Genomic DNA, 21,815 nt, shown 5'->3' with positions numbered 1-21,815 from the left:
CACAGTTCCTTGAGCGGAATACCCGACTCGGCCTCGCGCAGAAAGCCGATGATTTGTTCTTCCGAATAACGCTTCTTCACGTCCAGTCTCCTTGGATAAAAGGGATTGGACTCTAAATCACGGTGCTACTCAAATCCGGGGGGACGTCGCGAGGTGAACAGGCTTGCAACGACGGAAATCGCAAATATTTTCAGGCGCATAAAAATTTTCAGATTAGAGTAAAAATACCGAATAGGTTTCGCGTTCGGCACCCATTTACCAAGACTAGGCCTCGTACTTGATGGAATTCCATTCTGGCTCCAAATCCCCAAACTCCCAGGACTTGAAGCGCACCACTCTTGCAACGTCGTCGATTTGATAGGCCACGTAAAATCCTTCCCATAATGTACTGCGCATCCACCGAAACCCCATGATTGAGTCAACTGGTTCCCAGCCTGGAATTAAAAAAGAATATTGCGACGCATCGCCAAGCTCGTTCGCTAAAAATGAAACGCGCTCATCAGCTTCTTCCTTGGTTGCCATGTGCGGCTCCATAATATTTAAATGCTTATCAAGTTCTCGTGAAAAGCGATATTTTCCGTGTGGTGTAGTACGCTATACTTAGCGCGAGTGACTGTCTGCTTTCAGCATAAATCGCCAATGACGGGTCTTGGCCGTTTGCGGACGTCGAACATTCCTATGAATGACGGATAGATAGGCCTAAGTTGGTGAGAATCGAGGTCAAGTCATCTATCGATATGATTGGTGCATCGCCAGTATCTCTCCCTGTCACAGGATTTTTAACAACTATCCAATAGGGATATATTGCTACGTCTTCGTCATCCGCGTCACACACAAGGACAGTGGCATTAAATGCATGTCCAAGAAAGTAGTGCCCGTTCGGAGGATAGTTAGCACTGAAACGCTCTTCCACAAGAGAGATTTGAAGCGCAGCGAAAATGATTTCAGCCTGTGTCGCCAAATCGCTGGCATCTTCGTGCTGCGATACAGAGTATAGATGGTGCATAAAATATGTCTTAGTCAGTGTCCGTTTTTGGCCGGTTGCCAACGCTGGGCTAGCCGATATGTTCGCCAGTAATATCGAATGTGCACCCCAATCGCCTGAGCTACTTAAAAGGGCCACAGTTCGGGCACCAGCGAGATGCCAATCGGCTCACTCGACTAAACGAATCAAATGACTGCCCAGGCTTTCAGGAAATCGAGGTACTTTTCATCCTCTCTGAAGAAAATCTCTTTGCCAGCACCAGCATAGGCTCGTATAAGTTCATCAGCCGCTGCGTCGAATTCTTCCAAATCGAATAGTACCTGCCCCCGCCTCAGGTGCAGAAATGGATTGCCGACTGCTCCTGGGCACGTCATAACGTAATCAAGCGCTTCACGAGCACTTATCCTGTACCCGGCTAGAAAACATGCATCGGAGATGGCTGCCAGTATCCAGGTGGATGCGTCTCAGTGATTCTTGGGTTCAGGCAAAAGCATCCATGCCTCGTTGTACTGAGCAATGGCTTCTTGATATCGCGCTTCGGCGGCCAGGTCATCTCCAGTCGCGCAGAAAGCTTGGAGAGTTCTGTAAACGGCCAGGTCGAGTTCATTTGAGGTTGTCATCAGCTATCCGCCATTTGGTATGTCCACGAAGCAATGGACATACCAGTTACTTCCCCCAAGGTAGCGTGAGCGCCTGAACATCACCGCCTTGCCTCGCCATCTCCTCGGCAGCGGAGAAATCTTTCGACCAGGCAACAAACTGGCTTACCCAAACCCGATGAGCGTCATCCAGATTGTCGGCATGCCAGGGGGAATGGAGCCAGTCTTCTTTGCGTGCCTGGGTTATGGGTGCATCTGGACCACCAAATATGGTGGGGTCGATTGACAGGACGACGCGATAAATACCTCGGCGGCCAAAGTCCATATAACGGGCCGACAGCATGTTGGTTGCCGATTTCCAGCCTGCTTTTTCCACGTTGGCATGAACTTGGTAGTAGGTGTCGGTAACGTCTTGCGTAGCAAGCATTCCAACCGTATGGTTTAAAACGGTACAGCGGGGATAGTCGTAACTATTATCCAGAATCGTGCTGCTATATGCCGCTATTTGTTTACAAGGCTCCGCTGTCCAGCGCTTAACTTTAGTCGTATCCCCATTGACCGTACCGGACAGGGTCAGCATGGCGGCCACTTTGCCATTCACAACCTGGACCAAGATTATATCTTGCTGCGTGGCAATTTTTTGAGGTTGAGGCTGTGTCTCTCCTCTTACCGTTACGTCAGTCTGCGCTTTGCCCATGACGTGCCATTCACCTGCTGGAATAACCAGTTGCCGCTCGCCAAAGGTAGCCGGTCCAGTCACGGCATCTCCGATGTTCACCTTGGCACCATCAAAAGCTGCTTTTGCATTAAGGCTTGTCAGCGCGACACCAACGAGCGCGGCCCCGATAACAACTTTCGCTTTGTGCTTTATCAACATAATTTCTTCCTCTGCAGATATCCCTTTGACTGCTTCATCCGGTGGGACGGCCCCTAATTTTGGCCGAAAATTCGCCGGTTTTTGAACGGAATGAATTATATTTTTCCTTACCCAGCAAGTCTTGAACAAACTCATTTAAACGTCAGTTTGTCGTAATTATGCACGATGTACCAACAAAAATTAGACCGTGTAGCCACCTTTTGGAGAGTAACTGCGGACCTTTCAGGGTTTGAGCACAAATCGAGTTGTCTTGCCCGGTCTCAATGGCCCCAGTGTTGCCGACGCTCGGCTATGGGCGACAACCTATTCCTCAAACCGCCCGACCAGGCCTGGCTCGCACTGATGCAACTCGCCTCAGCCAGTTTGAACGGCCTGTGGTAGGACAGAGTATGGATGCCGTTCAACGACACAGACAACGAGGTCGGTCTCGTGGAACTGGCACGCTTCATTGACCCGCAGGGCACCATACCCCCTCTGTTTGCCAAAACCGAACTCGGCGGTCTGCTGTAACGCCAAGGGGACCAGTGCATCCCCAATCCGCTCAATGCCCAGTCTGTCAAATTCAACGTTGATTTCCTCAACGTACTGAACCTGCTGTCGCGGTTGTCCAGCCGCATGTATGCCAAAGGCAATGGCAATGGCAAATACCGCTTGACCTGATGGCAACGGGCAACCCCAGCTCACCGACAGCAAGCTGACCATTGATGGCCAGACGCTGGATTACTTCAACCAGAAGCAATACCGGGAACGCTTCAACTGGCCGGGCAACGACCCCGACAAGACGGGTGGCAGGGGCTGGTCAGTCAAACCACAAGAGGGGTCACATACAAAAACCGGCGTTATCGATAATCAATTGGTGTCCATTTGGGAACCAACGCACAGCAATTCGACGAACGGCTGGCAGCTTCTCTTCGATACTTTTAAGGTCAATCATTGAACTAATATAAACCGGCAGTTCGTTGCCACCAAAGGCTTCTAGAATTGTTAAGCATCACTACAAAATGAAATTAAATAATTATATTTGAACACTTATAATTTAAAAGCCATCGCCAACAGTCAACATCACCGCAATCGTCACTGGACTTTTCTAAAAAAAAGATGAACATTAGGCTCTACACATCCGCATCAAGAAGTTCCAAAGTTTATAGCCCAAAAAAAATTTGGAGTCTTTCGACATGGTTGAATTAGAAGCTGGTCGTTCCATTATTGAAGACATGCGTCGCCTGCGACCCCGCCCATTTACCAATATCCACCACTCCTTTCGAGAAGCATTCGAGAAGCAAATACCTCAACTACCCTCCGGCCGCCAGGGCCGAGCCCGGCTTTTGTTACAAATGTTGGAATTTTTTTTACAAGTTACAAACAGGAATTTAACTTTAAATAATAAAAACAATGAATCATGCGATTTGACTATCAACTTGTTTGTGGCCGCAATTAACTCAAAGAAATTTTTTAATTTCAGCGACCAAACCGCGCGTAATTATTCAAATTTATTTTCAGAAATAATTCACTCCATATCCCGTGAAAATCCATCCACCCTTCTCCCAAATTCTCAAAAAATTGCAAAAGACAAGCAGTCGCTTAGTGTTCATTTAGCCAGCCACCTAGATAAAATACCATTGAATGAAGAAAAGGTAAGGCTATGGCGAAGCTGGTTTGCTTATAACAAAAAGGGCGCCAGGATAAATCTAGACCTATATGGCGTTTTTTTAAGGCTTGGTCAGACCTCAACGGAGGTCCTTTACAAAATTGCTGCCAACTATGCAAAGGAACGTGGAGCATCAAGGATTCCATGCTTTCGAGAACTATGCTCATTCATTGAAATTACTAATATAAAAATCAGCGCCTCTTACCTTCAAGATAGTTTTGGCGCAAGACAGTTTTTAAACGCATTTTTTCTATTTTATAACAATGAAAAAATAAACAATGCTGCCATTATGTCAAAGAAAAAAAATTGGAATAATTTATTTGTCCTTTTCGTAAATGATTTTTTAATCCTCGGGGGTTGGATTGCCAAGCCATTTGGAAAAATACCCCAATACAATATGAATGGCCGACACCTAGACCCCGGACCTAGCGTGCAGAAAATAAAATCCATCGAGCAAAATCAAAAAACTTACGATTTTGGGCTTATTACACCAATTCCGGCATGCATTAATAGTTCAATCCACATCGACTTATTATATCGGCAGGCATCGGCAGAGCTAGAGACAATTCGAGCTTGGGCAAACGGCATGATTGAGGAAATATGGGCCCGCTATAAAAACTATACCTATTCCGTCGAATTTAGTCTTTCCGATTTAACTGGAAAGAGACAAGTCCACGAGCCACATAGAAATTCCCACCCCGCGTGGGACATAAAATATTTTATATCCCCCATTAAATTTCGTGAGTACCGGACTATCCTCACTCGCACCAATTTGAATGCTCTACATCCTTATGTTGTTGGCTTACCAATATTACCAACACCTTATACACTGCTGCCATTTATGGCTGCCCTTGTAATAAAAAATCCGTGGATAACTAGCTCAATCATTGAAGGGTTTGAATTATTTAATGAGAAGGGACAACTAGTGGGCCTCACTATAATCGATGGTAAGTTTATTCTACGAGGACAAAAGGAAAGAAAAGGTCCGCAGAATGCTATCGTCAAGAACGAAGCATCAGCAGAAACGGCGGAAATAGTGCGAAAATTAATATCAATTACGGAAATATATCGGAAATACTTAAAAGTGCGCAACAACGACGATTGGAGATATTTATTTCTCAAAGCTAAAAATCATTCTCGCCCCACTCGTACCACTCGTATAGTTTCAGTAAGAAAAAACGCAGAAGCAAGAAAAAACTTTGAAACCGACCTTATGCGGCATGGAAACATAGCAGGCGAGGTGGCAAAAAATTTGGCGCAGCGCTTCTCTCCTCAAAAGTTACGTAAGCAAAGCGCATTGGTCTCCTATTTAGAAACTAGAAACCTGTGTGCTACCTCGGCGCTATTGGGCCATCTTAACTACAATCCAGATTTAATAAATCGGTATATACCACAAGCAATTATAGATTTTTTTCGAGTTCATGACATTGTTGCATTTCAAGAATGCATAGTCGTACAAGCAATGCTTGTTAGCCCTCACTTTGAGGCAGCAACAGGTTTGAAAAGTTCTCAGGAAATCAGCGCATTTCTCGCAGCCAATTGCAATATTGACTTTTCTAGGCTAAATTTTAATCGCGAAAACACTGACACCCCCAAAGGGCAGTTGCTTATAACGGTCAGCCCAGAAGCCGTAGATACCTTTGCTTTGATGATAAGAAAAAACAACAACAACAAAAATAAGGAACCCTCAGGAATAATTTCATATTGGGTCGATTTTGGTCGAAAATTATTTAGCGTAATTTTGGAAAATAAAAATAAAAATCCGGAATTATTTGAATTGATTACCAACGCTCAAAATTTAGCTGGCGAAACTAGCCAAGGTCAATCGTGATGGCCAAAATCGCACAATATATTTCTGCAGATTGGCTTACAGAAAACTGGAAGAGCCTAAAAGAAATTTATGGGTCTCCAGAATGGCTCATACCACCATTTGACTCAGTTATTTGGATACTTAACTTCGGCGAAAAAACAACTCCGACAACGAAAGAAGTGCAGACACAACAATCAAAAAAACTTCCACAATTAATTCCCCCCGGTTCTAATGACCTAATATTCAGTATCAGTTGGGATATCTTGCTAGACGACAACAGGTCCCTAATAGACCCCATCCATCATACATTACTCGAATTTTTTCGCTATTTCCTATCAACACAGAATCATCCTGATTACTCAGAATATCAAAATCAAGTGGCCGAGGTGAAGAAGGAAAAGGTAGGGGTGGGAATACGAATAATAGATTATTTCTTGGTTCGGAAATATGAGTTTGAGCTGGCACGGTATGGTCTAAGCCGAATTACTGAGGAGCAAGTTATTGAAATGTTTCGTACACTTTCCGACCATGCAAGAAGCGATGAGTCCATTTATAAATGGCGAGAAAAACTCACGGCTTTTTTGATTGAGAGCTCGAAATGTATCAGCACCGAATATTGTTCGATGGCAGCTGTCAAATATAATATAAATTTTTCAGAATCAGTAGAAAAAAGAACTTTACCACTAACGGAGTTAGAACTAACAAAGGCAAAAATTTATTTATTCGAAAATGGATACTACGGAAAAGGCAATTCCAAGCATAGAACGCGATTTAAGTACACCCTTAACGTAAGTAAAATATCTGCGCAAATATATAGGGACACCCTAAGAGGGCATGCCGTAAGAACTCCATTTGCTGAATTAAATCTATGCCCAGACCACGGGTATCGTCGCGAATACCCCAGCATCCCAGTCCGAGACGATGGAAAAGAAAATCGCTCATCGGCACAATCTCTTTCCAGATTCGCTCAATCTTTTCAGTGTTTTGAGATTTTGTCGCATTACCCATGTGGGCTCAGCAAGCGAACCTTGGATATCACTCAAGAGCAGGGTTTGGTCACGAGCCTCCAAACCAGAACTATTGGTCATTATCATACTTTAAGATTCGACACCGTGTTCGTTGGTATCAAGAAAGCAATAGAATTCTATTTATCCCATGGCGACGCAATACTAAATTCATATGCAAATCTGCTTATTCAATCCCATCTGAAAAATCAGAATTTATTCAAATATTGCTCAGAACATGGAGTCGACCAATTTGTGGAAAATTCTATACTGAAATTGGGTGTAAAATATGTAAACCTTGTCAATCAACTCACGAATGTAGAATTTAATGTACTTGCAGGGAGTCCACGGGCAACGAGGCAAGAATTTTTCAAGCGACTACGAAATCATGAGGCGTTGTTTGAACTTGTTGAAGTGCTCTATGGAGCCATTCAATTTGTTTTTGGTGCGACCGTCGCGAGGCGCCAAGCAGAAATCCTCAGAATTACTCCCGATTCTCTAGTCCAAATAAATGAAGGTCAACTGGCATTTACCGCAGGAAAATCCGGGTTTGGCAAGAATAGGCAATCCATTGCGCGACCCATGCCTCTAATAGTTCAAAAAATGATGAAGTCGCTTCTAAATTTTCAATCTCTCTTGGTTCGGAACGGGTGTATTGAAAAGCCCGGCCCCATATTTGCCTCCCCGGGCAAATATGGGGGCTTTAGAGTAGACCAAGAAGCGTATAACTCTCTATTGGACCGTTTTGCAGACTATTGCGAATTTCCGCTTGATTCCGACGGTAGGCGAAGCTATGCAAGAGAGCATCAGCTTAGAAGATTCTTTGCGCTTGCTTTTTTTTGGTCATCCGAAATAAAAAACCTAGACGCGTTACGTTGGTTCTTGGGACAAAATAACCCTGCACATGTTTGGAATTACATAATGGAAGTAACCCCGGGGCATTTGTTAATTTCGGCAAAGAGCGAGTATGTGGCGACATTTATTGGAGAAGCTTCGGGGCGCTACCGAGAACTAACAGAATTGATACAGTTCCGCTTTGGTTTAACTGATTTTAGAATTTTGACAGAACCTGAATTAGAAGATTACATATACACATTGCAGCTGGAGCGGAGAATAAAGATTGTTCCTCAATTCGCTAGTGATGGTTCAAACCAATTCAAAGTCGCCGTTTTGATACTGGAAGAGTAAGAACTGGCACTTTGAAGGAGGGGCACAAATGACACATCAACCTGAACTCCTAGTCAGCGTTCAAAATCTATTTAAAGCGCTTAGTGAAGTCGTTGCGTTCTCACTGAGGCCCCCCCAACATGCGGCGCTAATATCTGCTTGCGCCTCACAAGGAAAGCTAGCAGCCTTCTCTTCAACTGAACTCAAAATCAAAGCATGTTCGCTAAACACTTTAAAAACGAGGGCGGCTCAAGTACTTCAAGCCGAAGGCGGCTTTCCTTCCCTTAATGATTTAAGATGTAAAATCAACTATCGCGAGATGAAAAAGCGAGAAATAAATGGCCCTGAACTGAAAACATCAAGGATGGCGAAGATTGAAAAGTCTTTGGCTCTTGAAAAGGAAAGAATAAAAACTCTTCTATACGACCTCGCCGCAATTACAGAAGGATTTGATGAGTCCAACAAACTGGCATTGGAAATCGCCCAAAGGAGCTGCAGCAGTGAATTGATTGAATACTCTCATTTTCATCTCGAAAAAATCAGAAGAAAATATATAGGTCCTTTTATTGCGCTAGGGGAAGCCGCCAAACCCCATTTAAAGTTAGTCGCTGTGGATAAATGTAATGACATCTCTTAATAAGCAGCTATATACCTGCATCCCTCTCCGCCGGAGGTACGGATTTGTTAATTTTAAACCAAGAGCCAATGAGCCCCCTTCTGTAATGCCCATAATGTGTTGGCCAGATGGACATTGGTGCATGGAGGTGAATCTATACTTTCAGTATCGCCTCACCGACAACATTTCGGTACTTGGTGCGAAAGGAGGTACTCTTGGTACTAATGCAGCTCAACTAACGCATCTAGTTCGCTATTGCTACGAAAATAACATTTCTTTTTTGGATTTAAATGATTCCGATTTTTTCAATTTTATTGAGCACCTAAAATATGGCAAGAAAAAATTGTCTAAACATTGTATAAAAATTCGAACTGATGCGAATATATTAGCCATAGGGCGTTTGTGCCTCGACTTTTTAAGCTATCTTGGAAAAAAACATTTCATGGAAGACTTTGTTAGCGAATCTGGTTGCATTCATGGAAAAAGGCAGAAAAACAAAAGAACCAATCGAAAATATGGCGAGTGTTGGCACCATGGCGCCCTTCCACTCCCCCAACCGACGCAATATCGTTCCGCTATATCAGATGATTACATCAGTGAACTTTATGCAGCAACAAATGCTATTTTTAAGAAGCACGATAGTGGCACGTTCCAAGAACAGTATATCCGTGAACGCAGAAAAATCATGCTAACCTTATTGGAAATTACTGGCGGAAGGCGCCAAGAAATTGCTCTATTAGATATTTCTGACATTCATTTTCGTTCTGATAAAACGCACCCGCACGTAGTTTTACGCACTCTAAAGCATATAAACAAAAATGAATTTCGGGTCGTACCTATATCTGATATGGATGCGTCCGCCATCGATACTTTCATTAAAGCATATAGAGCAAAGCTCTTCAAAATTTACAAAGGAAAATTTATCGATGACAATGCATTGCTGTCTAGTTCGACAACGGGCAAACGCCTTAGCGAAAACACAATAACCCAAGAGATTTCCATTTTGGCAAGATTTGCTGGTATTGATGCTCAATGTTGCCCTCATATGTTTCGACACAAAGCCATTATTAAATGGGTCGCCAATATACTCCATAGATATCAATTATCTAGCTCAGATGATTTTGAGCAGGGATTAATTTCTATCGACGGATTGAAAACTTCTATACTACAGCTAACAGGGCAAAAGAGTTTGGCGAGCTTGAATCACTATATAGGAAATGCCCTTACCCAATTGAAAAATGGAATTTACCCGTTATCCAATATAGAAATTGATTTGATTCAGATAGACGGCATTAAGAGACTTCTTAACTATGGGCAAGATGTTGATGGAAATCCCCTCACAGACCTGGATATAGCTAAGGCTATTCTTCCTCATCTGCGAGAGTTAAACAGTACAGGTAGGGGCAGCCTGAAGTTGCCCTAGGCGGCCCATCCAGAACTTCGCCACTCCCAGACAACCACGACTTTCTCGTACCTGTATATGAGTTGACCATCCTCCAGTCAAGTGCCTAGGTACCACCTGCCGAGACCATAACGCCCTGAGCGACACACATAGCCCCGACGAGTTTGCCTGGGCTCGGAAGTCCACCAAGGACAACAAGGTTCCCACCACCAGCACCACTGCGTTGCTAACAACAATTGCACACGTGGGACTTTATGCCTTGATATTGGCTCTGTTTAAGCTTCCAATACCTTGCCATTGTCAATTTTTTTTCCGGGTGTAATCTGCCCGAAAAGCCGCGCCGGGGAGCGTTTTGAGCTATTTTGACAAGAAAATGAAAAAGCTAAGTTAAAAATCGCGATCAGCTACTGGATGCACTGGTAGAAGAACGAATTCTGCAATTCGTCGAACTGGTCTGGCAGCCTGTTGCGGCATCCGCTACGCCCATTGAAATTGTCAGCGGCATGGTCGAGCGGGTGGTGCTGGGTGCGCAGGCCATGCCATGGATGCCCCCGTTGTGGGTGCGCGAGGTGCTCAGCGATGGTGGTCTGCTGCGCGAACGCATGTTGCAGCGACTGCCTTTCGGAAAGGTGGCACAACTGGCGCAAATCGTGCGCGCCGGGCAGCAAAACGGCAGCGTCAATCCAGACATTGAACCGCGCCTGCTTTTTATTTCAACACTCGCCATGACCATGATGCCATTAGCCACAGCGGGTATCTGGCGCCAGTTGCCAGGCATGCAAAGCATTGATAACTCAGTATTGATCCGCCACGTCACCGCATTACTGGCCCACGGGCTCGCCGTTCAACCCACGACGCATCCGGAGTAACCATGCCTTTTGCGCAATCTCCTCGTTTGTTACTCGTTTTAGCGGCATTCACCGTGCTCAATGCCTGCAGCAAGCCCGATCCTGGCTCATGGCAAGGTTATGTTGAGGGGGAATTTGTCTACGTCTCCTCATCGCAGGCGGGACGACTGGATCAACTGTCGGTCCAACGCGGGCAAAACATTGAACGCGGGCAGCCGCTATTTGGACTCGAAGCCCAGAACGAAACCGCCGCGCAACAACAGGCGGCGCAACAACTGAAAACGGCGACCGCCCAACTAGCCGATATCCGTACCGGCAAACGCCCGGCAGAAGTCAGCGTCACCCGAGCGCAACTGGCGCAAGCCCAGGCCGCGCAGAAACGTGCAGCAATCCAGTTGGCGCGCGATGAAACGCAGTTTCAGGCTGGCGGGATTGCGCGTCAGCAACTGGATGATTCCCGCGCCAATGTAGATTCCACCACCGCCCAGGTACAGCAGTTGCAGAGCCAGTTGCAGGTGGATAGCTTGCCGGGCCGTGAGCAGCAATTGACCGCGCAGGCCGCGCAAGTCGCCGCCGCGCAAGCCGCGCTGGATCAGGCCAACTGGAAACTGGGGCAGAAAACGGTGACCGCCACACGCAGCGGACTCGTATTCGACACGCTGTATCAGCCAGGCGAATGGGTCGCTGCCGGTAATCCGATTGTGCGCATGTTGCCGCCAGAGAACGTCAAAGTGCGCTTCTTTGTGCCTGAAACCAGCTTGGGCAGCCTGAAAACCGGGCAAGCGGTGACCATACATTGCGATGGCTGCAAAGCGGATATAACCGCCCGCATCAGCTACATCGCTACCGAGGCGGAGTACACGCCGCCGGTGATCTACAGCAATGAAAATCGCAACAAGCTGGTCTTTTTGATCGAAGCCCACCCTGCCGTACACGATGCCCCGGCTTTACACCCGGGCCAACCGGTTGAGGTGCGCTGGCATGGCTGAGTCACCCGACGACACACTGGTGATCGACGTGCGTGGCCTGAACAAGCACTTTGGCAACAAGCACGTGGTGAAAGACCTCGACATGCAGGTGCGGCGTGGCGAGATCTACGGTTTTCTGGGGCCCAATGGCAGTGGCAAAACCACCTCGATTCGCATGATGTGCGGGCTTTTGACGCCCGACTCAGGCAGCGGCACCTGCCTGAGTTATGACATTCTCAAGCAAAGTAACGAGATCAAGCGCCATGTCGGCTACATGACGCAGAAATTCTCGTACTGGGATGATCTGACCATCCGTGAGAACCTGGATTTCATCGCCCGCATGTACGAAATGCCCAATCGCAAAGAGGTAGTAGATAAAGCACTGGAAAACCTAGGGCTGGCGTCACGCGCCAAACAAATGACGGGCTCGCTGTCTGGCGGCTGGAAACAACGGCTGGCACTGGCCGCCTGCATGTTGCACGAACCGCAACTGTTGCTGCTGGACGAACCCACCGCCGGGGTCGATCCCACCGCCCGCCGCGACTTCTGGGAAGAATTGCATCGGCTGGCCGCAAAAGGCATCAGCGTGTTGGTCAGCACGCATTACATGGATGAAGCCGAGCGCTGCCACAAACTGGCCTACCTGGCTTATGGCAGCCTGCTGGCACAAGGTACGGCGCAAGAGATTATTGGTAGCCAACAACTCCATACATGGTCTTTGCATGGCGAAAACCTGGTCCATCTCTCGCAAACCCTGCGTGACCAACCAGGCGTAGATCAAACCGTGGCTTTTGGCAGCACCTTGCATGTCAGCGGCCAACAGGCAGAACTACTGGAACGCACATTACGCGACGTGGCACAGCGCGAGCACTTGCAACTGGGAGCCGCGTCCACCAGCCTGGAAGACGTCTTCATCTACATGATGAAGCGCTCCACCGATAACTTCGGGGACAAGCAGCAATGAGTCGCTCATCTCATGCTTTCTCGCTGGCGCGCTGGTGGAGCATCGTGCTCAAGGAGTTCTTGCAGCTGAAGCGCGACCGCGTCACCTTCGGCATGATTGTCGGCGTACCCATCATGCAGATGCTGCTATTCGGCTTTGCCATCAATACCGATCCGCATCACATGCCCACGGCCATCATTGCCCAGGACAACAGCGAGTTCACTCGCAGTTTTGTGGCGGCGCTGCGCAATTCGGATTACTTCGACATTGTGGGCGAACTGCCCGATGAAAACGCCGGGCGCACGGCATTGGCACAAGGCAAAGTACTGTTTGTGCTGAATATTCCGCCCGACTTCACTCGCAGCCTGGTACGCGGCGATAAACCCTCGCTGTTGATTGAAGCCGACGCCACCGACCCGACTGCCATGTCCGCCGCTCTGGCCGCCCTTTCGCAACTGGTGCAATCCGTCGCCAGCAAAGACCTGAAAGGTCCGCTGGCACGGCTGAATAACACGGCACCCGCTTTTTCGGTTGATGTGCACCGTTTCTACAACCCGGAAGGCATTACCCAATACAACGTGGTACCGGGCCTGATGGGCGTGGTGCTCTCCATGACGCTGGTCATGATGACTGGCCTTGCCATGACCCGCGAGCGCGAGCGCGGCACCATGGAAAACCTGCTCGCCACGCCGGTGCGACCGATTGAAGTGATCACCGGCAAGATCGTGCCCTACATTGTGATCGGGCTGCTGCAGGCCACCATCATCTTGCTGGGGGCGTATTTTGTGTTCCACGTCCCCATCGTCGGCAGCCTTATTGCGGTGTATTGCGCTGCGTTGCTGTTCATTGCCGCCAGCTTGATGGTGGGAATTACGCTCTCATCCCTCGCACAGAACCAGCTGCAGGCCATGCAACTTACCGTGTTCTATTTTCTGCCCAATATTCTGCTCTCTGGTTTTATGTTCCCCTTTCAGGGCATGCCGGTGTGGGCCCAATACATTGGCAACGTATTGCCGCTGACGTATTTCAACCGGCTGATCCGTGGGATATTGCTCAAAGGCAATGGCTGGAATGACCTGTGGCCCAGCCTCTGGCCGCTGATGTTGTTCACCGCAGTGGTCATGGCCATCGCCGTGAAGTTCTATCGCAACACGCTGGATTGAAACCATGACCAAAGCAGCCCCATCCTCTCGCCGTATTGCGCTAAGCCTGGTGCTTACCCTCGCTGGCTGCGCAGTCGGCCCGGACTTTGTCACCCCGGCCGCACCAGCCAATCCGCATTACGTGGCGGGTGAGCAAGCTTCACAAACACCAGTGGCTCAGGGGAACAGCCAGCAACTGGACCCGGCAGATAACATCGACGCCCAGTGGTGGACGCTGTTTGGATCGGCGCAACTTAATGTCTGGGTTGAACAAGCGCTGGCGCACAATCTGCAACTGGACCAAGCCAAAGCGCGCTTGCTTCAGGCACAAGAGAATCTGACGGCTCAGACCGGCGCCACGCGATATCCGCAGGTGGACCTGAAAGCCGGAGCCCAGCGCCAGCAGGTGAATCTGGAAGCATTCGGGATTTCCAACATCCCCAACCCGCCGCCGTTCAATCTGTACAACGCCTCGGTGAACGTTTCTTATACATTCGATTTGTTTGGCGCCAATCAGCGCCAACTGGAAGCGCTCAGTGCAACGGTCGATTACCAGGCATTTGAACTGGCCGCCGCACGGCTGAGCCTGGCCGGAAATGTGGTAACGGCGGCGATTCGCCAAGCCACCTTGCGATCGCAGATTGCCACGACCCAAGAATTGCTGGCCGCCCAACAGCAGCAACTGGAGATCATGCAAGCCCGCTACGCGGCGGGCGGCATTTCTAATCTGGATTTGCAGAAACAGTGTGAATTGGTGGCACAAAGTACGGCTACGCTGCCGCCGCTGCAAAAACAACTGGCTCAGCTAAACCATCAACTGGCGGTATATCTGGGTCTGGCTCCGGCGGACATGAGCCAAACCAGCATCGACTTGCAGCAACTCATTTTGCCCGCGCATCTGCCACTTACCTTGCCCTCGGCCATGGCGCGCCAGCGACCGGATATCCGTGCGGCGGAAGCGCTCATGCATCAGGCCAGTGCCAATGTGGGCGTGGCGACGGCCAATCTTTATCCGCAATTCACTTTGTCGGGCAGCGCGGGCTCGGAACGCAGCAGCGCCGGTGATCTGGCCAATAGTCTGAACGTGTGGAATATCGGGCTAAACCTGATGCAGCCAGTGTTTCATGGCGGAGAACTGCAGGCCCGCAAACGTGGAGCGCAAGCGACATGGGATGGAGCCAGCGCGGCTTATCAGCAAACCGTGCTGCAAGCTTTGCAGCAAGTGGCTGATGCCTTGCGGGCGCTGGAACTGGATAGTACGGCGCTCGCTGCCCGCGATCAGGCGGCTCAGGCCAGTGATCTCAGCCTTGCCACTACGCATCAGCTTTATGCCGCCGGTGGCGTCAGTCATTTGCAATTGCTTGATAGCCAGCGCCAGCAGCTGCAAACGCGCATGGATCTGCTGGGTGCCCAGGCCGACCGGTTGACTGATTCTGCTGCGTTGCTGCAAGCACTGGGTGGTGGCGCAATTCAGCCGTGACGTTGAGCCTTTCCGTCCAAAGCGGATTTACAACCGCCCGAGCAGCGCCGCCAGTTCTACCTGCCGCATTGGTTTTTCGAGAAAGTCATCCATCCCCGCCACCATGCACGCTTCGCGATCAGCATCGGAAGTGTTGGCACTGAGCGCTACGATGCGCACCGGCTTGGCACCAATCTCGCGTTCCAATTGCCGGATATGCCAGGCCGCGGTAAGGCCATCCATAACCGGCATCTGCACATCCATCAGCACCAGATCAAATGGCTGATCGATGACCAGCGCCAGCGCCGCATCGCCATCGTGAGCCACGGTGACGCGATGCCCGAGTTTTTCCAGAAAGCGCCGCGCCACCAGGCAGTTCACGGCGTTATCGTCCACCACCAGTATGTCCAGCGCGTGTCCGGGCAGAGTGACAGGATCGTGCGGCAGTGGCTCACCGCTAACGCCCAGTTGAGCGGTAAAGCCAAAGACGCTGCCACCAGCCGGATTGTCTTGCACCCACAAGCGTCCGCCCATCAATCCCACCAGACGCCGCGAAATACTCAGCCCCAATCCGCTTCCGCCGTATTTGTGCGCGACACCACTATCCGCCTGGGTAAACGGCAGAAAAATCGCTTCGCGCTTTTCCGGCGGTATCCCCGGACCGGTGTCGCTGACCGTACCGACCAGCATGACATGGCCTTCCCAGCGTTCGCGCACCGCAAGGTTGATTACCACTTGTCCGTGCCGGGTGAATTTAAGGGCATTGCCGACCAGGTTCACCAGAATCTGTTTGAGGCGAGTCGCGTCGCCGAGCAATACGGCCGGGACATCGTCATGCATGTGGCAAATAAACTGCAAACCCTGAGCTTGGGCTTGCGGCAAAAACATGCGCTGTAGATCGTCCAGCACTTGCTGCGGCGCAAACGGCGCAGGAGCCAGTTCCAGGTGTCCGGCTTCAATGCGGGAGTAATCCAGCACGCCATTGATTTGCGCCAGCAGCGCGTCGGTAGAGGCCCGGATCACCTCCACCTGTTCGCGCTGCGATTCCGGCAATGGCTGGCTGGCCAGCAACTGCGCCATGCCCAGGATGCCGTTCATGGGAGTGCGGATTTCATGACTGATCGCGGCGAGGAACTCATCCTTGGCCCGCCCTACTCGTTCCAGCTCTTCGGTTGCGGCTTTAAGGTCGGCCACCAGTCGGCCTTTTTCCTGATCCAGGCCAATGGTTTCGATCAAGACATGATGGTATTCACTGCCGCTGCGCAGCAGGGTGAAGATAAACATCAGCAGCAGCACACCAAACATCGTACCAAAACGACCCGGATGCACTACTGCAAACACCAACATCGGCGAGATCAGCAAAGCCACGTAGACCCGCAACGCCCAACGCGATGGTGCCAGAATAGGCAAGGAGCCGGCGGCCATTCCGGCCAGTAACAAGGCGATAAAAAAGCGGGCCGTTTCGGAGACCTGCATGCCAAACCACAAGCAACCCACGAACCAGCCCACACCACCGAGAATCACGCCTGCAAAAAACCGGCCCTGCCAGTAACGAGCCTGTTCCGGGCCTGGCTGCAACTGGCGATAGCGCTCAGCCAGCCACAAACGGCTCAGCAGGATCAACGCCATGACCGCCCACCAACTGAACAGCACGGTTGGTGCAACGTCATTACGCAAGGCAAACGCCAGGCAGCTGGCATTGATCAGACTGGTGACTTGCGCCAGCCGGGCATTGCGAAATAACAGTTGTGTGGTCCGCCAGACCACATGGGGATCGCGCAAAAAGACTGAAGCCATAAACGGCTAAGGCGCCGGAGCCGGTGCAGCGGTAGGCGATGGCCCCGGCAGCACGGCCACATCATCGCGGCTGTCGGCCAGGATATTGATGGTCACCCGACGATTGCGAGCGCGGCCATCGACCGAGTCGTTGGATTCGACCGGTCGATACTCGCCATAACCAATTGCCACCATACGTTCGGGGATGATGCCGGTATCGACAAACAAACGCACCACCGACGCGGCGCGCGCGGAGGATAACTCCCAGTTCGACGGATACTGGGTAGATTTGATCGGCTGGTTGTCGGTATTGCCTTCTACCTGAATCAGGTTGCTGGTACTGGCAATCCGTTGGGCCACGGCTTTGAGTGCCGCAACAGAATCCGGCTGCAACACGGCTTTGGCGGTATCAAACAGTACGCTGTTACTGATTTCTACCGCGATGCCGCGCCGGGACTGGGTGACGCGCACTTTGCCTTGCTGGATCAGCGGCTCCAGCAAGGTGCGCAAGTCCGAGGCCATTCCCCGCATCTGCCGGGTTTGCTCTTCCAGATGAACATCGGATGCTTTGTTATCCGGGATCGGCCGGGCGATGGCGATCTGCGAGCTTGCCTGTGACGCTACCCGGATTAATGGTTTGTTGGTGTTCTGAAAAGCATTGATCAGCGAGTTGGATAACACCCGGTACTTGCCCTGATTCACCGAGGAGATCGCGTACATCACCACAAAAAAGGCAAACAGCAGGGTCATGAAGTCGGCGTAGGAAACCAGCCAGCGTTCATGATTTTCATGCTCTTCCTCCCGCTTTCTGCGTGCCATCGCGCTCTGCCTTGGTTAACCAACTCAACAAGTGAATGAATCAAAGATAAAACAATCAAACCTTTTAATGGATCGATACTTTCAACTGGCTACCCAGTTGCGTCGCCGCCGCCACACCAATACGACGGGCAAAGCGGTCGAAATAGCCTGGTTGCGGCGTGAAATCGACCACGTCCGGCACTTTGATTACCTCGCGCGCTACGCTATCAACCGAGCCCAGCGCGTCGACCAGACCCAGTTTGATGCCGGTCGTGCCAGTCCATACCAGACCGGAGAACAGGTCCGGGTTATCCAGCGCGAGCTTTTTGCCGCGCCCGGCTTTGACGGTATCAATAAACTGCTGATGAATCTCGTCCAGCATGGCTTGTGCCTTGCCTTTTTGTTCTGGGCTCAGCGGCGAATACGGATCAAGAAAACCCTTGTTCACGCCAGCGGTCAGCAAACGGCGCTCGACGCCGAGTTTTTCCATGGTGCCGGTAAAGCCAAAGCCATCCATCAACACGCCGATCGACCCGACCATCGACGCTTTATCAGCGTAGATACGATCAGCCGCCACTGCCGCGTAATAGCAGCCAGACGCGCAGATATCGCCGATAACCACATACAAGGGGATGTTCGGGTACTTTTGCTTGAGCCGCACCATTTCGTCATGCAGCTGACCCGCCTGCACCGGGCTGCCACCCGGGCTATTGACGCTCAGAATCACTGCTTTGGTATTTTTATCGTCATAGGCCTGAGTAAGGCCATCAAGTACGTTCTCGACATTGGCCTCGCCATCGGCAGCAATTTCGCCGTTCATGGAAACCATGGCGGTATGCGGGCCGGTGCTGACGCTTTCCAGCTCCTTGTTGCCAAACCAGCCCATAAACAGGCCGATGATCACAATCAGCAGACCAAAGCCCAGCAGGCGAAAGAAAATGTTCCAGCGACGCGCCCGACGTTGTTCTTTCAGACCGGCCTGCAACAGATCGGTCAGTACCTGGCGTTCCCAGGGTTGTTGTTCCTGCATGGTTTCAAGTCTCTGTTGGATTCAATCGTTGCACAGCCGGCTGGCGGCTGCGGTTCAGGCCGGAACAATGGTCATTCAATGACATTGGCAAGCCAGTATACCTTGCCGCCGGTCTCGTTCACCGCCACCGGTTGCAATCGGCGGCCCGGACATGGCCCACCCAGGCAAACGCCGGTCTCCGGCGCATAGTAGGCACCGTGCGTGGCGCACACAAGATAGTTGTGGCTCAGATCAAAAAACTCGCCGGGCTGGTAATCCAGTTCAATCGGAATGTGCGCACAGGAATTCAGATAGGCATACACGTGGCCGCGATAGCGCACAGCAAAGGCTTCGCGCGGCTCACCATACAGTGTCACGGTAAAACGCTGACCCAATCCGCGCTCGACCAAGGCCGTACTGTCGCAAATTTCCTGGGTGCTCAGGCTTCGTTCAATATCCATGTAGCAAGCTCGGAGAAACGATCAAAGTGCGCCAGCGGTTGTTCAACCAGCAACGCCGGGGTTGGATGCGCGCCGCAACTCAGGGCGATACTGGCCGTCCCCGCGTTCTTGCCCAATTGCAGATCGTGCGTGGTGTCACCAATCATTACGGCGCGATTGGGCATGACGCCGGTGAAGTCCAGAATATATTCAAGCATGGCCGGATGCGGCTTGGAAAAAGCTTCATCGGCAGTGCGAGTCACTTCAAACAAATGCGCCAGGCCCGTGGCTTTAAGCACACGATCCAGCCCGGCCCGCGATTTACCTGTCGCCACCGCCAGCATGAAGCCCGCTTCGCGAAACCTGGGCAATGCTTCGGCCACACCCTCGAACAACACCAGGTGCTGGTCGCGCGCCAGATAGTAATGTTTATAAGCGTCGACAATCCGCGCCACCATTGCATCATCCACGCCCGGTGCGAGGTACTGCATGGCCTCTTTCAGCCCATAGCCGATGACATAACTGGCTTGTTCGTGTGATGGCACGTCCAGACCCACATCACCAAAAGCGCTCTGGATGGCCTGAGTGATGGTCCCGGTTGAATCCATCAACGTGCCGTCCCAGTCGAACACCAGCAAATCAAAACGTTGGGGCATGCGCTGGCTCACTTGGCGGCTTTGGGTTTGGCAGGAGACGTTTTGGGTTTGGGCGCAACTGCAGCTTCTTTTTTAACAGTAGCCGGTGCGGTGTTGTCATCAACGAATTTCGCCAGCTCAACGGGAACGGGTGCTTCAAGCTTCATGGTTTCGCCGGTGAGTGGGTGTTCCAGCGTCAGTTGCCAGGAGTGCAGGAACATCCGCTTGAGGCCTTCGCGCGGCAATTGCTTGTTGAGCGTGAAATCGCCGTACTTTTCATCACCCAGAATTGGAAAACCTGCCGTGGCCAGATGCACGCGAATCTGGTGCGTGCGGCCGGTTTTCAGCTCGCATTCCACCAGCGAATATTGCTGCCCCACCCGGCGGCGATACACCACCGTGTGTGATTCCTGACCATCCGGCGTCACCCGTACCCGGCGCTCGCCAGCGGGCGTCGTATATTTGAAGAGTTTGTAGCGCAGATGGCGTTTGTCATCAGGCCAGACACCAGCGACCATCGCCAGATAGCGCTTATCGATACGATGATTGTCACGCAGCATGTCGTGCAGCTTGACCAGCGCGCTGCGCTTTTTGGCGACCAGCAAAATGCCGGAGGTCTCGCGATCCAGCCGATGCACCAGTTCCAGAAATTTCGCGTCCGGACGCTGCGCGCGCAGCAATTCGATCAAGCCAAAGCTCACGCCAGACCCGCCATGCACAGCCAGGCCAGCCGGCTTGTCGATGGCCAGAATGGCGTCGTCTTCAAACAGGATATCCAGATGCACGCGATGGCTGGCCGCTTGCGCTGGCGCAGTATCAGGCGCATCGGCCACACGCACCGGCGGCACGCGCAAAATATCGCCTGCTTCCAGCCGATAAGTCACGTCTACCCGACCCTTGTTGATGCGCACCTCACCGCCGCGAATGATCTTGTAAACGCGGCTTTTCGGAACACCTTTGAGCTCACGCAACAAGAAGTTATCAAGCCGCTGTCCGGCTTGTTCTTCGGTGATTTCGATAAAGTTGACAGACGCTTTGCTAGTCTGAGACATATTGACTTATACTCTGTGACACGTTGCAGCATGACATTGATGTGACATTCGCCGGCCAACTGCCCGCGAAGCCCGCTGCAACGCAATTTCCCGTTCTTTGGTTCAACGCCCTGCATACGCTGGCGATCGCCTTCCCGCCGTACTTCATCGTACCGTTTCCGCTGTATCGACACTGGTCGAAGGCACGGAATGTAGCGCGGGAATCGCCTGACGTGCTCGCTTCGAACCCCGGATTTGGGAAGCGGTTAATCTCGCTCACCGCAATGAACGCAGCCAATTCAACAATTTCATTTTATGTTGACTGGATGCTGATGCAGGCGGCGATGCCATTGGCAAAGAGACGAAGTGTACAGCTTACGACTGTGGATTTCGAGGCGCTTGTGACATCTGCCTGCTGACCGAGTCCGCAACTGGACCCAAGCAGCGACGAAAACGCATTTAACAGATTCACGCACTCACAAGGTTATTATCCGCCAGCTCCACCAAAGCTTGCGCTATACCCACACCCGGTTTTTTCCGACGTCCGCCAGAAGCGGGCGCGTAGCAAGGAGATTGCACACACGCCCTCACCCTGTTCCGTTCTTTTACCGCCCTGCCCCCGCCTTACAACCGGTGGTTATTGAATAGTGGCGTCCTG

General features: G+C 51.0%; 20 protein-coding genes and 2 pseudogenes. 12 read left to right on the top strand and 10 right to left on the bottom strand.

Going from position 1 to position 21,815, the window contains the following annotated elements; all coding sequences use genetic code 11:
- Positions 1-264: 264 nt before the first annotated feature.
- The 4 genes from P4L78_RS09860 to P4L78_RS09845 all read right to left on the bottom strand — a co-directional run bounded on the left by P4L78_RS09860 (position 265) and on the right by P4L78_RS09845 (position 2,596).
- A complete protein-coding gene (locus tag P4L78_RS09860; protein ID WP_309327845.1) occupies positions 265-522 on the bottom strand; it encodes a hypothetical protein in 258 nt (85 codons plus the stop codon).
- Between the two features lie 648 nt (positions 523-1,170).
- Positions 1,171-1,293: a hypothetical protein gene (locus P4L78_RS09855; RefSeq protein WP_309327843.1), complete on the bottom strand. Its 123-nt coding sequence runs from the start codon at positions 1,291-1,293 to the stop codon at positions 1,171-1,173.
- Positions 1,294-1,449: 156 nt separating this feature from the next.
- Positions 1,450-1,605, bottom strand: coding sequence for a hypothetical protein (locus tag P4L78_RS09850; protein ID WP_309327842.1), 156 nt, complete (start codon positions 1,603-1,605; stop codon positions 1,450-1,452).
- Between the two features lie 46 nt (positions 1,606-1,651).
- Positions 1,652-2,596, bottom strand: coding sequence for a hypothetical protein (locus P4L78_RS09845; RefSeq protein ID WP_309327841.1), 945 nt, complete (start codon positions 2,594-2,596; stop codon positions 1,652-1,654).
- A 387-nt stretch (positions 2,597-2,983) separates the two neighbouring features.
- Here P4L78_RS09845 and P4L78_RS22905 point away from each other — a divergent pair.
- The 11 genes and pseudogenes from P4L78_RS22905 to P4L78_RS09800 all read left to right on the top strand — a co-directional run.
- Positions 2,984-3,121, top strand: a pseudogene (locus tag P4L78_RS22905) (hypothetical protein); the annotation flags it as partial.
- A gap of 25 nt (positions 3,122-3,146) precedes the next feature.
- Positions 3,147-3,398 (top strand): annotated as a pseudogene (locus P4L78_RS22900) (hypothetical protein); the annotation flags it as partial.
- 238 nt (positions 3,399-3,636) lie between these two features.
- Positions 3,637-5,940, top strand: coding sequence for a hypothetical protein (locus P4L78_RS09840; RefSeq protein ID WP_309327840.1), 2,304 nt, complete (start codon positions 3,637-3,639; stop codon positions 5,938-5,940).
- Positions 5,940-8,111 carry a hypothetical protein gene (locus P4L78_RS09835; RefSeq protein WP_309327839.1) on the top strand — a complete coding sequence of 724 codons (2,172 nt, stop codon included), beginning with the start codon at positions 5,940-5,942 and terminating at the stop codon, positions 8,109-8,111. The genes P4L78_RS09840 and P4L78_RS09835 overlap by 1 nt, the downstream gene beginning before the upstream one ends.
- Before the next feature lie 28 nt (positions 8,112-8,139).
- Entirely contained in the window at positions 8,140-8,727 is a 588-nt protein-coding gene (locus tag P4L78_RS09830; RefSeq protein WP_309327838.1) for a hypothetical protein, read from the top strand.
- A 121-nt stretch (positions 8,728-8,848) separates the two neighbouring features.
- Entirely contained in the window at positions 8,849-10,129 is a 1,281-nt protein-coding gene (locus P4L78_RS09825) for a site-specific integrase (protein ID WP_309327837.1), read from the top strand.
- Between the two features lie 515 nt (positions 10,130-10,644).
- Complete coding sequence (locus tag P4L78_RS09820) at positions 10,645-10,977, top strand: hypothetical protein (RefSeq protein ID WP_309327836.1); 333 nt, start codon at positions 10,645-10,647, stop codon at positions 10,975-10,977.
- A 2-nt stretch (positions 10,978-10,979) separates the two neighbouring features.
- On the top strand, positions 10,980-11,945 hold the full coding sequence (locus tag P4L78_RS09815; protein ID WP_309327835.1) for an HlyD family efflux transporter periplasmic adaptor subunit: 966 nt from the start codon (positions 10,980-10,982) through the stop codon (positions 11,943-11,945).
- Positions 11,938-12,888, top strand: coding sequence for an ABC transporter ATP-binding protein (locus P4L78_RS09810; RefSeq protein ID WP_309327834.1), 951 nt, complete (start codon positions 11,938-11,940; stop codon positions 12,886-12,888). The genes P4L78_RS09815 and P4L78_RS09810 overlap by 8 nt, the downstream gene beginning before the upstream one ends.
- Positions 12,885-14,030: an ABC transporter permease gene (locus tag P4L78_RS09805; RefSeq protein ID WP_309327833.1), complete on the top strand. Its 1,146-nt coding sequence runs from the start codon at positions 12,885-12,887 to the stop codon at positions 14,028-14,030. The genes P4L78_RS09810 and P4L78_RS09805 overlap by 4 nt, the downstream gene beginning before the upstream one ends.
- Before the next feature lie 4 nt (positions 14,031-14,034).
- A complete protein-coding gene (locus tag P4L78_RS09800) occupies positions 14,035-15,489 on the top strand; it encodes an efflux transporter outer membrane subunit (RefSeq protein WP_309327831.1) in 1,455 nt (484 codons plus the stop codon).
- A 27-nt stretch (positions 15,490-15,516) separates the two neighbouring features.
- On the opposite strand, the gene P4L78_RS09795 is transcribed toward P4L78_RS09800, so the two are convergent.
- The 6 genes from P4L78_RS09795 to P4L78_RS09770 form a co-directional block, all read right to left on the bottom strand.
- Positions 15,517-17,265: an ATP-binding protein gene (locus P4L78_RS09795; protein ID WP_309327830.1), complete on the bottom strand. Its 1,749-nt coding sequence runs from the start codon at positions 17,263-17,265 to the stop codon at positions 15,517-15,519.
- A gap of 6 nt (positions 17,266-17,271) precedes the next feature.
- Positions 17,272-18,063: a flagellar motor protein MotD gene (motD, locus tag P4L78_RS09790; protein WP_309327829.1), complete on the bottom strand. Its 792-nt coding sequence runs from the start codon at positions 18,061-18,063 to the stop codon at positions 17,272-17,274.
- A 64-nt stretch (positions 18,064-18,127) separates the two neighbouring features.
- Positions 18,128-19,072 (bottom strand): S49 family peptidase, encoded by a 945-nt coding sequence (locus tag P4L78_RS09785; RefSeq protein WP_283148416.1) that lies wholly within the window; start codon positions 19,070-19,072, stop codon positions 18,128-18,130.
- A gap of 71 nt (positions 19,073-19,143) precedes the next feature.
- Positions 19,144-19,512: a Rieske 2Fe-2S domain-containing protein gene (locus tag P4L78_RS09780; RefSeq protein WP_283148415.1), complete on the bottom strand. Its 369-nt coding sequence runs from the start codon at positions 19,510-19,512 to the stop codon at positions 19,144-19,146.
- Positions 19,491-20,147: an HAD-IA family hydrolase gene (locus P4L78_RS09775; RefSeq protein ID WP_283148414.1), complete on the bottom strand. Its 657-nt coding sequence runs from the start codon at positions 20,145-20,147 to the stop codon at positions 19,491-19,493. The genes P4L78_RS09780 and P4L78_RS09775 overlap by 22 nt, the downstream gene beginning before the upstream one ends.
- 8 nt (positions 20,148-20,155) lie before the next feature.
- The gene (locus P4L78_RS09770) at positions 20,156-21,178 is read right to left on the bottom strand and encodes an RluA family pseudouridine synthase (protein ID WP_309327827.1); all 1,023 of its coding nucleotides are present in this window, start codon (positions 21,176-21,178) and stop codon (positions 20,156-20,158) included.
- Between the two features lie 41 nt (positions 21,179-21,219).
- Between P4L78_RS09770 and P4L78_RS09765 the strand changes: the two genes are divergently transcribed.
- Complete coding sequence (locus P4L78_RS09765; protein ID WP_283148412.1) at positions 21,220-21,576, top strand: hypothetical protein; 357 nt, start codon at positions 21,220-21,222, stop codon at positions 21,574-21,576.
- Positions 21,577-21,815 lie beyond the last annotated feature (239 nt).

The organism is Silvimonas sp., assembly GCF_031291215.1.
GTDB lineage: Bacteria > Pseudomonadota > Gammaproteobacteria > Burkholderiales > Chitinibacteraceae > Silvimonas > Silvimonas soli.
The sequence above is the reverse complement of the archived record's forward strand: the minus strand, read 5'-3'. Positions and strand labels throughout refer to the sequence as shown.

Excerpts from the sequence above, each read along its gene's own strand:
- P4L78_RS09860 (WP_309327845.1), bottom strand. The coding sequence starts at position 522 with ATGGCAACCAAGGAAGAAGCTGATGAGCGCGTTTCATTTTTAGCGAAC.
- P4L78_RS09850 (WP_309327842.1), bottom strand. The coding sequence starts at position 1,605 with ATGACAACCTCAAATGAACTCGACCTGGCCGTTTACAGAACTCTCCAA.
- P4L78_RS09845 (WP_309327841.1), bottom strand. The coding sequence starts at position 2,596 with ATGAGTTTGTTCAAGACTTGCTGGGTAAGGAAAAATATAATTCATTCC.
- P4L78_RS09840 (WP_309327840.1), top strand. The coding sequence starts at position 3,637 with ATGGTTGAATTAGAAGCTGGTCGTTCCATTATTGAAGACATGCGTCGC.
- P4L78_RS09835 (WP_309327839.1), top strand. The coding sequence starts at position 5,940 with ATGGCCAAAATCGCACAATATATTTCTGCAGATTGGCTTACAGAAAAC.
- P4L78_RS09830 (WP_309327838.1), top strand. The coding sequence starts at position 8,140 with ATGACACATCAACCTGAACTCCTAGTCAGCGTTCAAAATCTATTTAAA.
- P4L78_RS09825 (WP_309327837.1), top strand. The coding sequence starts at position 8,849 with ATGGAGGTGAATCTATACTTTCAGTATCGCCTCACCGACAACATTTCG.
- P4L78_RS09820 (WP_309327836.1), top strand. The coding sequence starts at position 10,645 with ATGCCATGGATGCCCCCGTTGTGGGTGCGCGAGGTGCTCAGCGATGGT.
- P4L78_RS09815 (WP_309327835.1), top strand. The coding sequence starts at position 10,980 with ATGCCTTTTGCGCAATCTCCTCGTTTGTTACTCGTTTTAGCGGCATTC.
- P4L78_RS09810 (WP_309327834.1), top strand. The coding sequence starts at position 11,938 with ATGGCTGAGTCACCCGACGACACACTGGTGATCGACGTGCGTGGCCTG.
- P4L78_RS09805 (WP_309327833.1), top strand. The coding sequence starts at position 12,885 with ATGAGTCGCTCATCTCATGCTTTCTCGCTGGCGCGCTGGTGGAGCATC.
- P4L78_RS09800 (WP_309327831.1), top strand. The coding sequence starts at position 14,035 with ATGACCAAAGCAGCCCCATCCTCTCGCCGTATTGCGCTAAGCCTGGTG.
- P4L78_RS09795 (WP_309327830.1), bottom strand. The coding sequence starts at position 17,265 with ATGGCTTCAGTCTTTTTGCGCGATCCCCATGTGGTCTGGCGGACCACA.
- motD (WP_309327829.1), bottom strand. The coding sequence starts at position 18,063 with ATGGCACGCAGAAAGCGGGAGGAAGAGCATGAAAATCATGAACGCTGG.
- P4L78_RS09785 (WP_283148416.1), bottom strand. The coding sequence starts at position 19,072 with ATGCAGGAACAACAACCCTGGGAACGCCAGGTACTGACCGATCTGTTG.
- P4L78_RS09780 (WP_283148415.1), bottom strand. The coding sequence starts at position 19,512 with ATGGATATTGAACGAAGCCTGAGCACCCAGGAAATTTGCGACAGTACG.
- P4L78_RS09775 (WP_283148414.1), bottom strand. The coding sequence starts at position 20,147 with ATGCCCCAACGTTTTGATTTGCTGGTGTTCGACTGGGACGGCACGTTG.
- P4L78_RS09770 (WP_309327827.1), bottom strand. The coding sequence starts at position 21,178 with ATGTCTCAGACTAGCAAAGCGTCTGTCAACTTTATCGAAATCACCGAA.